Origin of the sequence: Rhodococcus sp. B10, from assembly GCF_011770055.1 — a bacterium.
GTDB lineage: Bacteria > Actinomycetota > Actinomycetes > Mycobacteriales > Mycobacteriaceae > Rhodococcoides > Rhodococcoides kyotonensis_B.
In genome coordinates this window covers 101,836-114,580 of record NZ_JAAFYV010000001.1, presented here as the reverse complement: position 1 = coordinate 114,580, position 12,745 = coordinate 101,836, and the positions used below count along the sequence as shown (strand labels likewise).

The following is a 12,745-nucleotide window of genomic DNA, read 5'->3' as shown; positions in this document are numbered from 1 at the left end:
GATGATCGAGCGGGCCGGGAGTGGAGCCCGCAGGAACGACCCAGAATTAGGCGGTGCCCACGACCGGTTCGTGCAGACGGTCACGCTGGAGCTTCCCGCAGCGATCGACCGTCAGGGCATCGCTCGCACGGTCGCGGCCGTCATCGACAAGCACGATGGCCTGCGCGCGACGCTCGTCGAGAATTCCGAGGGGTGGAGTCTCGAGATTTCCGCACCCGGAACCGTCCCGGCCGACGGACTGATCGACCGCGTCGAGGTCGACCCGGACATCGACGAGGCAGCTGTGCTGTCCATCGGGTCCGATGCGGTGAACGAGTCGATGAGCCACCTCGATCCGCGTTCGGGCCGCATGCTGCGGTTCGTATGGATCGACTTCGGCCCGAGGCGATCCGGTCGACTCGTCGTCGTCGCACATCACCTCGTCGTCGACGGTGTGTCGTGGCGAATCCTCGTGCCGGACTTCGTCGCTGCGTGGGCGCAGGTGTCGCTCGGTAACGATCCGGTGCTTCCCGAGGTCGGTACGTCCGAGCGCCGCTGGGCGCACGCCTTGCACGAGGAAGCGCACAGCGCCGATCGTATTGCGGAACTTCCTGTGTGGAAGGCGATTTCGAGTACCGATGATCCGGTACTCGGCGACCGGCCGTTCGATCCCGCGATCGATGTGTCGTCCACCGTCGAGCGCGTCTCGGCGGTCGTTCCCGCAGACGTGACGAAGGCGTTGTTGACGGCGGTTCCCGACGCGTTCCGCGGCGGCGTGAACGACGGCCTGCTCACTGCCCTCGCGGTGGCGGTCAACCGGTGGCGCGCGGCACGTGGCGTCGACGCGCCGTCCACGCTCGTCCAGCTCGAAGGCCACGGCCGCGAGGAAGAGCTGGTGCCCGGAGCCGATCTGTCTCGAACGGTCGGCTGGTTCACGAGCGTATACCCGGTTCGGCTCGACCTGTCCGGTGTCGACACCGCCGAGGCGCTGGCCGTCGGTGGCGAGATGGCTCGTGCGGTCAAGGCCGTCAAGGAACAGCTGCTCGCCATTCCCGACAAGGGCATGGGATACGGGCTGCTGCGTTACATGAACCGGGAGACCGGGGCGGAATTGACGGCACTGTCGGACGGGCAGATCAGCTTCAACTACCTGGGCCGTATCTCGACGGGTGAGCTGCCCGAGGGACTCGACGGCTGGGTTCCCGCATCGGATTTCGACGACCTCGTGGTCGTCGGCGACGCGGACATGCCTGCCAACAAGACGGTCGACATCAACGCCATCGTGCGCGGTGTCGGCGACGAATCCGAGCTCGCCGCGACGTTCGCGTTCCCGACGGGCGCGATCGGCCGAGGCGACGTCCAGGAACTGGCCGACCTGTGGGTCGCGGCTCTCGTCGCGCTCGCCGCGCACGTCACCGACGGTTCCGCCGGTGGTCTGACGCCGTCCGACGTCCCGCTCGCGCAGGTCACCCAGCGCGACATCGACGTCGTCGAAACGCAGTACCCGTCGACGACCGACATCTGGTCGCTGTCGCCGCTGCAGTCGGGCCTGCTGTTCCACGCGAAGCTCGCCGGATCCGACCTCGACGTCTACACCATGCAGATGGTGCTCACCCTGACCGGCGACGTGGACGCGCAGCGCCTCCGCGGTGCCGCACAGGCATTGCTGGACCGCTACGACAACCTGAGGACCGCGTTCGTGACGACCGCGGACGGTTCGTCAGTTCAGGTCGTCGTCCAGGATGTGACGGTGCCGTGGACCGAGCACGACCTCTCGGACGTCCCCGAGGCCGAGCGCACCGCGGCGTACGAGCGTTTGCGGGCCGAGGAGCAGGCGACGCAATTCGACACGGCCGCAGCACCTCTCGTGCGATTCACGCTGGTGAAGCTGTCGGACGGTGAATTCAGGCTGCTGTTCGCCAACCACCACATCCTGATCGACGGCTGGTCCATGCCGCTGTTGATGAAGGATCTGCTCGTCCTGTATGCGGTCCACGGAGATGCAGGGACGCTGCCACGCGTCCCGTCGTACCGCACGTTCCTGTCGTGGATCGATCGTCGGAACCACGTGGAGTCGGCGGCGGTGTGGGCGCGTGCGCTCGAGGACGCGCCGGAGCCGACTCTGTTGGCGCCGTCGGCAGCGGGCCGGGAGATCTCGTCCCGTGCAGGCGCCGTCGAACTCGCGATGTCGGCGGAACTGTCCGCGTCGCTGTCCGCACTGGGTGCGCGTCTCGGCGTCACCGTCAACACGCTCGTCCAGGCGGCATGGGGAATGCTGCTGTCGGCGTCGACCGGGCGCGACGACGTCGTCTTCGGTGCGACGGTGTCCGGTCGGCCCGCATCGCTCCCCGGAGTCGAATCGATGGTCGGCCTGTTCATCAACACGCTGCCCGTCCGCGTCCGGATCGACTCGTCCGAATCGCTCGAGTCCGCACTGACGCGTCTGCAGAGCGAGCAGGCGGATCTGCTGGATCATCACTACCTCGGCCTGACGGACATCCAGCGTGCCGCAGGCGTCGGCACATTGTTCGACACGCTGACGGTGTTCGAGTCGTACCCGGTCGACGAAGCCGGTCTCGCCGCGCAGGCGTCGGACATCGACGGCATGGCGGTCACGGGCGTCGAATCCAACGACAGCACGCACTACCCGCTGACACTGCTGATCGTCTCCGACGACCGAATCCGATTGACGCTCAAGTACTTCGAAGACTTGTTCGAGCGCGACCAGGTGACGGCCATGCTGGCACGGGTACAGCGGATTCTCGAGGCGATCGCCGCTGATTCGACGCGACGCGTCGGCGACGTCGATCTGTTGGATGCGGCTGAACGCGCACTCGTGCTGGACACCTGGAACGACACCGAGCACGCCGTCGACGACGCGCTGCTTCTCGATGCGTTCCACGCGCAGGTCGAGCGCACACCCGACGCCGTGGCGCTCACGTTCGAGGGCGAGTCGCTGAGCTACCGCGAGTTCTCCGACCGTGTGGGTCGTCTGGCGCGGTACCTCGTCGGTGAAGGTGTCGGACCCGAGACGACGGTGGCGATCGGCATTCGTCGCTCGTTCGACCTGCTCGTGGCGATCTACGCGGTCGTCGAGGCAGGCGGCGCCTACGTTCCGGTCGATCCGGAACAGCCGACCGAACGCATCGAGTACATCGTCGACACTGCGGCAGCGGCACTGGTCCTCACCACCGGCCGGGATGGCCTCGACGTCGGCGCGGGCGTCCGCATCCGGCACCTGGATCAGCTGGATCTGGACGGATACGAGGGCGGCCGGCTGACGGAGTCCGAGCGTCCTGCGACGACGGACGGCAGCGCCTACGTGCTGTTCACGTCCGGATCGACGGGTCGGCCCAAGGGCGTGACGATCGGCCACCGGGCCATCGTCAACCGCCTGGAATGGATGCAGGCCGAGTACGCACTGACCGACTCCGACGTCGTCGTCCAGAAGACGCCGGTCACGTTCGACGTGTCGGTGTGGGAGTTGTTCTGGCCGTTGCAGGTCGGTGCCCGCATGGTCATCGCACGTCCGGACGGACACCGTGATCCGGCGTACCTCGCACAGTTGATCGTGTCGGAGTCCGTCACGGTTGCGCACTTCGTGCCGTCGATGCTGGCCGTGTTCACCGCCGAACCGTCGGCGCGCACGGCGACGAGCTTGCGGTGGGTGTTCGCGTCCGGTGAGGCGCTTCCGTCGGCGACGGCAGCGAGCCTCACCCAGGCGGTGCCGTCGGCGCGCATGATCAACCTGTACGGACCGACCGAGGCAGCGGTCGACGTGACCTATCACGAGTTCACCTCTGCCGACGTCAGCGGTGTTCCCATCGGTAAGCCCGTCTACAACACCCGGGTCTACGTGCTGGACAACGCTTTGCGGCCGACACCTGTCGGTGCCGAGGGCGAGCTCTACCTCGGCGGCGTTCAGCTCGCACGTGGCTACGCGTCGCGTCCGGATCTGACCGCAGATCGTTTCGTGGCCAATCCGTTCGGCGAAGGGCGTCTGTACCGCACCGGTGACGTCGTGCGGTGGAACGGCGACGGCGAACTCGTCTATGTCGGACGCTCCGACTTCCAGGTGAAGCTGCGCGGTCAGCGCATCGAACTGGGTGAGATCGAGTCGGCGCTGGTGGCTGCCGATTCCGTCGCACACGCTGTCGTCGCAGTACGCGGCGATCGACTCGTCGCGTGGATCGTGTTCGCGTCCGGACTCGACAGCGAGTCCGGTGCAGTCGAATCCGTTCTCGCCGACGCCTCGGAGCGGCTGCCGTCGTACATGGTGCCGTCCGCGGTCGTCGTGTTGGACGATCTGCCGCTGACCTCGTCGGGCAAGCTCGATCGCAAGGCTCTGCCGGAGCCCGAGGTCGCTGCCGCCGAATACCGTGCCCCCGGAACGCCGATCGAGCAGGCCGTCGCGGACGTGTTCGCCGACGTGCTCGGCGCCGAGCGAGTCGGTCTCGACGACGACTTCTTCTCGCTCGGCGGCAACTCGCTCATCGCGACTCAGGTCGTCGCGCGCCTGAGTGCGGCGGTCGACGCCCAGGTTCCCGTCCGCGCGCTGTTCGACGCGACGACGGTCGGCGCGCTGGCGCGCCGGATCGAGGATCACGTGGGTGCCGGCGCACGGGCGGCGCTCGTCGCCGGTCCACGGCCGGAACGCATTCCGCTATCGCTGGCGCAGCAGCGCATGTGGTTCCTCAACCGGTTCGACACCGAGTCCTCGGTGAACAACATTCCGGTGGCGATCCGCTTGACCGGGTCGTTGGACCGGGACGCGCTGCGGCAGGCCATCTCGGATGTCGTCGCTCGCCACGAGACGATGCGGACGATCTATCCCGAGTTCGACGGAGTCGGCCACCAGGTCGTGCTGCCGGCATCCGAGGTCGAGGTGGACCTCACTCCGGTGACGGTGTCGGAGCACGACGTTCTTCCCACCGTCGTCGACATCGTGTCGGGTGGGTTCGACGTCACGCGTGAGGTGCCGGTGCGGGTGCGGCTTCTGCAACTGAGCGGCAGCAACGACCACGTGCTCGTGTTCGTGGTGCATCACATCGCGTCCGATGGTTTCTCGATGCGGCCGTTGACGACCGACGTGATGGTCGCGTACGCCTCTCGCGCGGCGGGTGATGTTCCGGCATGGGCGCCGTTGCCGGTGCAGTACGCGGATTACGCGGTGTGGCAGCGCGAGGTGCTCGGAACCGAGGACGACGCGTCGTCGATCGCGTCGCAGCAGGTCGCGTACTGGACTCGTCAGCTGTCGGGTCTGGCCGATCAAATCGAGTTGCCGTTCGACTACGCGCGGCCGACCGTCGCGACGAACCGTGGCCGGACGACGTCGTTCACGGTGTCGCCTGAGCTGCATCACGCATTGGATGTGGTTGCGCGCGAGAACAACTCGACGTTGTTCATGGTCGTGCACACCGCGCTCGCGGTGTTGATGTCGCGGCTGTCGGCGTCCGAGGACGTGGCCATCGGTACGCCTGTTGCAGGGCGCGGCGAAGCCGAACTGGACGATCTGATCGGCATGTTCGTCAACACGCTCGTGCTGCGCACGCAGGTCGAGCCGTCGACGAGTTTCCGTGACGTGCTGGCGCATGCTCGCGAGACGGATCTGTCGGCGTTCGCCAACGCGGACGTGCCGTTCGAGCGGCTCGTGGAGGTGCTCGATCCGGAGCGCTCGCAGTCCAGGCATCCGTTGGTGCAGGTGGTGCTGGCATTCCAGAACCTGGGCCGTACCGCGTTGGAACTGCCGAACCTGTCGGTCGAAGCGCTCGAATTCGACGCGGGAATCGCCAAGTTCGATCTGCAGTTCACGTTCGAGGAGGCGACGGACTCTGCCGGCGCGTTGGGCGGCATGACCTGCTACATCAGCTACGCGACCGACCTGTTCGAGGAGTCGACCGTCGATCGTTTCGGCCGTCAGTTCCTGGCGGTGTTGAGCGGTGTGGTTGCGGATGCGTCGGCTGCGGTCGGCGACTTCGACATCGTCGATGCCGACACGCGTGATCGTGTTCTGACGCAGTGGAGTTCGTCGGGTCCGGACGTGTCGGTCGGTGCGGACACGTTGATCGACCGTTTTGACGCGGTCGTGGCGGCGCACCCGGAGTCGGTGGCGGTGCGTTTCGACGGGGTGTCGTCGACGTACGCGGAACTCGACGCTCGGGTCAATCGTCTGGCACGCCGGTTGATCGCGGCGGGCGCCTGCTCGGATTCGTTGGTGGCGGTGGCTCTTCCGCGTTCGGCCGATCTGGTCGTTGCGTTGTTGGCGGTGGTGAAATCCGGTGCGGGTTATCTGCCGGTCGATCCGACGTATCCGGCCGAGCGCATCGCATTCATGATGTCGGATGCGGCGCCGGTGGCTGTGGTGACGACGCCGGAGGTGTCGGCTGCGGAGTCGATGGCGGGTGTGCGCGGGGCGGACATTCCGGTCGTGGATGTGACGCAGGACGATCCGGATGCCTGGTCCTCGAAGCCGGTCACCGATGCCGAGCGCCGTGCGCCGTTGTCTGCGGACAATTTGGCGTACGTGATCTACACGTCGGGTTCGACGGGTCGGCCGAAGGGCGTGTTGATTCCACACAGCACTGTGGTGCGGTTGATGGACAACACGGACGGCTCGTTCGGCTTCGACGAGACCGACGTGTGGACGATGTTCCATTCGTATGCGTTCGACTTCTCGGTGTGGGAGCTGTGGGGACCGCTGCTGTACGGCGGGACGTTGGTGATGGTGGATTACTTCACCTCGCGGTCGCCCGAGGCGTTCCGTGAGCTGCTGGTCGCCGAGGGTGTGACGGTGCTGAACCAGACGCCGTCGGCGTTCTACCAGTTGGCCGAGCTCGATCGGGCCGGTGCGGCGAACGCGGGCGAGTTGTCGCTGCGGTACGTGGTGTTCGGTGGTGAGGCGCTCGAGCCTCGTCGTCTCGAGGGCTGGTTCGCGCGTCACGGTGACGGCAGCGAGTCCGGGCCCCTTCTCGTCAACATGTACGGCATCACGGAGACGACGGTGCACGTGTCGTTCCGTGCGCTCTCGGCTGCGTCGGCGGGTTCGGCGTCGGTGATCGGTGCGCCGATCTCGGGTCTGGGTGTCTACGTCCTCGACACCCGTCTGCAGCCGGTTCCGGTCGGTGTTGCGGGTGAGCTGTACGTGTCGGGTGGGCAGTTGGCGCGTGGGTATCTCGGGCGTGCGGATCTGTCGTCGGTTCGTTTCGTGGCGAACCCGTTCGGTGAGGGCCGGCTGTATCGGACCGGTGACGTCGCGCGTTGGGTCGAGAAGGCTGACTCGTCTGCAGAACTGGTCTACCTCGGTCGTGCTGATGATCAGGTGAAGGTGCGTGGTTTCCGGATCGAGCTCGGTGAGGTCGAGGCGGCGGTGTCGGCGCAGCCGGGTGTGACCGCGGCTGCGGTGATCGTGCGCGAGGACACCCCGGGTGCGACGCGTCTGGTCGCCTACCTCGTCGGCACGGCCGACGTCGAGGCAGTGCGGTCGGGTGTGGCGACGTTGGTGCCGGAGTACATGGTGCCGTCGGCGTTCGTGGTGCTCGGGGAGATTCCGTTGACGGTCAACGGCAAGCTCGATCGTCGTGCGCTTCCGGTGCCGACGACCGCGGCGGTGGAGTTCCGTGCACCGTCGACGCCGTTGGAAGAGATCGTTGCGGGTGTGTTCGCGGACGTGCTCGGTGTGGGCCGGGTCGGTGTCGACGACGATTTCTTCGCGCTCGGCGGTAACTCGTTGATCGCGACGCAGGTCGTGTCGCGGCTCGGGGCAGCGCTCGACACGCAGGTTCCGGTTCGGCTTCTGTTCGAGGCATCTTCGGTCGGTGACCTGGCCGGACGGGTCGAGTCGTCGGTCGGTGCCGGCGGTCGTCAGGAACTGGTGGCGCGCGAGCGTCCGCAGCATGTGCCTCTGTCCCTCGCGCAGCGCCGCATGTGGTTCCTCAACCGATTCGACAGTGCGTCGACCGCGTACAACATTCCGATGGCTCTGCGTCTGTCGGGCGAGCTCGACGAGGATGCGTTCGCCGAGGCGATCGGCGACCTCGTCGCACGCCACGAAACGCTGCGCACGGTCTACCCGAACACCGATTCCGGTCCGGCACAGAAGGTTCTGACGCCGGAGCAGGCAGGCATCGCGCTGACCGTCGAGTCGGTCGACGCGGCAGCGGTCACCGAGAAGGTGCTCGCGCTCGCGGCGACGCAGTTCGACGTGACCAGCGAAGTGCCGGTGCGCATCACGCTGTTCCGCATCGACGGCGACGTACCGGAGTACGTCCTCGCGATGGTCGTGCACCACATCTCGGCCGACGGCTCGTCGGCAGTGCCGGTCATGACCGATCTGATGACGGCGTACGGCGCCCGCACTCACGGGCAGTCCCCGGATTGGGCACCCCTGCCGGTGCAGTACGCGGACTACGCGCTGTGGCAACGGGACGTGCTCGGTGACGAGGACGATCCGACATCGGTCGGTGCACGCCAGCTCGAGTACTGGAAGAGCGAACTCGCCGATCTGCCCGACCAGCTGACGCTTCCGATCGACAAGCCGCGGCCTGCAGATCAGAGCTTCCGGGGCGATCGCGTCGAATTCGCGGTGCCGGCGACAACCCATGCGGCACTGCAGGATCTGGCACGCGAGAACAACGCGACGGTGTTCATGGCCGTCCACGCGGCGTTCTCGGTGCTGCTGTCGCGCCTGTCCGGCATGACGGACATCGCTGTCGGAACGCCGATCGCAGGCCGCGGTGAGGCCGTGCTCGACAACCTCGTCGGCATGTTCGTCAACACGTTGGTCTTCCGACTCGACGTGACAGGCGAGCGCAGCTTCGTGGACCTGCTCGCGACGGCTCGCGAGACGGATCTGCAGGCGTTCGCCAACGCGGACGTGCCGTTCGAGCGTCTCGTCGAGGTGCTCAACCCGGCACGGTCGACGGCGCGTCATCCGCTGTTCCAGGTGGGCTTCTCGTTCCAGAACGTGGCACGAAGCAGCCTGGAGCTCGGCGACCTGACGGTCTCGGCAGTCGACGCGGATTCCGGCAACTCGCAGTTCGATCTGCATCTCATCCTCGCCGATCATTACGACGACGACGGTGCGCCCGCAGGTTTCGAGGCGATCATGACGTACGCGACGGATCTGTTCGAACGCGGAACGGTCGAAACGATCGTCGAGCGTTTCGTGCGCGTGTTGGAGTCCGTGACGCAGGCGCCGTCGACGGCCGTCGGCGACATCACGATCCTCGACGACGACGAACGTGACGCGTTGGTGTCCGGCTGGAACGACACCGGTCACGACACGGATTCGAGCGCAACACTCGTCGACCTGTTCGACGCGCAGGTGCGTCGCGATCCGGCGGCAACGGCGTTGGTGTACGAGGGCGAGTCGCTGTCGTACGGAGATTTCGATGCCCGTGTCAACCGTGTCGCACGCGCACTCGTCGAACGTGGCGTCGGACCGGAGTCGTTGGTCGGCTTGGCCATTCGACGGTCGGTGGACCTGCTCGTCGGCATGTACGCCATCGTGAAGGCAGGTGGCGCGTATGTGCCGATCGATCCGGATCAGCCCGCCGAGCGGGTCGAGTACATCCTCGACGTCGCCGATCCGGTCTGCGTGATCACCGCAGGCGAGGACATCGGCTCGGGTTCGGTCGCGCTCTCGGAGCTCGAGAACGCCTGCTCCGACGCGTCGCCGATCGCACCGGAGGAACGGCTTCTGCCGCTGCGTCCGGATAACACCGCATACGTGATCTTCACGTCCGGTTCGACGGGCAAGCCCAAGGGTGTTGCTGTGACGCACGGCGCCATCGTCAACCAGCTGCTGTGGAAGCACGCCGAGTTCGGTATGGATGCAACGGATTCGGTGCTGCTGAAGACGGTTGCGACCTTCGACCTGTCGGTGTGGGAGTTCTGGTCCGCGCTGACGTCGGGCGGAAGCATCGTCGTCGCCACGGCAGACGGACACCGCGATCCGGACTACCTGCTCGCGTTGATGCGCGATCACGCAGTCACGACCCTGCATGCCGTGCCGTCGATGTTGTCGATGTTGACGACCGTCGCCGGTGGCACGTTGCCGACTACGTTGCGACGCGTCCTCGCGATCGGTGAGGCGCTCCCGCCCGCAACCGCTCGTGCATTCCGCCGGCACAACTCGGCAGAACTGTTCAACCTGTACGGACCGACCGAGGCGGCGGTGTCGATCACGTCGCACCTCGTCACCGATGCGGACGTGACGTCCGTTCCGATCGGCCGGCCCGAATGGAACAGCGAGGTGCTGGTCCTCGACAGTCGCCTGCAGCCGGTTCCGGTCGGCGTCAGCGGCGAGCTGTACCTGGCCGGTGCGCAGTTGGCGCGCGGATACCACGGCCGGGCAGACCTGACGTCGGATCGGTTCGTCGCGAACCCGTTCTCGAGTGGCCAGGAGCGTAGCCTGCGGAGTGACCAGACCGACGGCACGCGTATGTACCGCACGGGTGACGTCGTGAAGTGGACTGCCGCAGGCGAACTCGACTATGTCGAGCGCGTGGACTTCCAGGTCAAGGTGCGCGGTTACCGTATCGAGCTCGGTGAGATCGAGACGGCGCTGCGCGATCAGGACGCCGTCCGCGAGGCGGCGGTGACCGTGCACAACGACGGCCGTACAGGTGATCAGCTCGTGGCGTACGTCGTGCCTGCTGCCGGCGAGTTCGATGTCGCGTCGTCTCGTGCGGCACTGACGTCGAGCCTGCCGTCGTACATGGTGCCGTCGGCCTACGTCGTGCTGGATGCGTTGCCGCTGAACACGAACGGAAAGCTCGATCGCAAGGCGCTGCCGAAGCCGGAGGTCGTCGCTCGAGAATTCCGAGCACCGACCAACCCGGTCGAGGAAGTGGTGGTCCGGACGCTGGCCGATGTGCTCGGACTGGATCGGATCGGACTGGACGACGACTTCTTCGAGCTCGGCGGCAACTCGCTGATCGCGACGCAGGTCGTGTCCCGGCTCGGTGCCGCACTGGACACGCAGATCCCGGTGCGGGCGCTGTTCGAGGCGTCGACCGTCGAGGCATTGGCCGCGCGGATCCAGCCCCTCGTCGGCGGTGGCGCTCGTGTGCCACTCGTCGCGCGGGAACGGCCTGCGGCGATTCCTCTGTCGCTCGCGCAGCAGCGCATGTGGACGCTGAACCAGGTCGATCCCGAGTCGGCGGCGTACAACATCCCTGCGGCCGTTCGATTCTCGGGCGCGCTCGACACCGACGCGTTCGCGGCTGCGATGGCCGACGTCGTCGAGCGTCACGAGGTACTGCGCACGACGTACCCCGACAGCGAGACCGGCCCGATCCAGGTCATCGGCCCCGTTGCCGACGCGCTCCCGGATCTGACACCGATTTCGGTGTCCGAGTCGGAGGTCTACGAACGGGTCGGTGCCGTACTGGGCGCCGGGTTCGACGTGACGACCGAGGTCCCGGTGCGAGCGGCTCTGTTCTCGCTCGGCGAGAGCGAGTACGTGTTCGCACTCGTCGCGCATCACATCACGGCCGACGGATTCTCGATGCGTCCGTTGATCCGCGACGTCATGCTCGCCTACACCTCGCGAGCGGCAGGGGATGCTCCGCAGTGGGCGCCGTTGCCGGTGCAGTACGCGGACTTCACGTTGTGGCAGCGCGAAGTTCTCGGAAGCGAGGACGATCCGGACAGCGCCATCTCCACTCAGTTGGCGTACTGGAACCGCGAACTCGCGGGTCTACCGGAACTGCTGCCGCTGCCGACCGATCATCCGCGTCCGCCGCGTCAGTCCACGATTGGTGCCGCGTACGAGTTCTCGTTCGGTCCGGAAATCGCACACCGCCTCGAGAAGACGGCGCGCGAGCACAATGCGACGGTCTTCATGGTCGTGCACAGTGCGCTCGCCGTGCTGCTCGCTCGACTCAGCGGCACCGACGACATTGCCATCGGTACACCGACGGCGGGTCGTGGTGAAGAGGCGCTCGACGACCTCGTCGGCATGTTCGTCAACACGTTGGTGCTGCGCACCCACGTCGACGGTGGAATTTCGTTCGCGGACTTGCTGTCTCGGACGAAGGACACCGATCTCGCGGCCTTCGGTCACGCGGACGTACCGTTCGAGCGACTCGTGGAGTCCATGGGACGCACGGCCGGTGGCCGGTCGGGCTCGAGTGCGTTCTCGCCACTGTTCCAGGTGATGCTGACGTTCCAGAACGCGGTGAGCGGAACGTTCGCGCTGCCGGGACTCGAGGTGTCGACGCTCGCGGCGGACGAGGATCAGGCGAAGTTCGATCTGCAGCTCACGGCGATCGAGCAGTTCGACGACTCGGGTGCCCTCACGGATGTGAAGGCGCTGTTCAACTACGCCACGGCGCTGTTCACGCGCTCGACGGTCGAGAAGTTCGCGGACAGGTTCTTGCGGATTCTCGACGCGGTCACGCAGGATCCGTCGGTGACACTGCGATCGATCGACATCCTGTCGGAAGCCGAGCGTGCGGCGTTCGCGCCGAAGCGGGCGGCCAAGACGGTCGACGATCTGCCGGGGCTGGTGTCGGAGGCGGCCGCTGCCTCGCCGGCGTCCGTCGCACTGACCCACGACGGAACCGAGGTCACGTTCGAGGAACTGAACACCAAGATCGGTGCGGTATCGAAGGCGATGGGCGCCACGCTCAAGCCGGAGGCACTGATCACGGTCGCACTGTCGCAGTTGGTTCCCGGAATCCTGCCCGCACTCGGTGCCGAAGGGTATGCGTCGCTGATCGCGTCGATGATCGAGACCGCGTCGACCGTGGTCGACAGCTGA

Annotated in this window: 1 protein-coding gene (cut by a window edge); it reads left to right on the top strand. The window is 66.6% G+C overall.

Annotation, left to right across the window (positions count from 1 at the left end; translation table 11 throughout):
- Window positions 1-12,745: the 3' portion of a non-ribosomal peptide synthase/polyketide synthase gene (locus RhoFasB10_RS00260; RefSeq protein ID WP_167674613.1), read on the top strand. Its footprint begins 17,420 nt before the window's first position; only the last 12,745 of its 30,165 coding nucleotides appear in the window; the start codon falls outside the window, past its left edge; the stop codon is at window positions 12,743-12,745.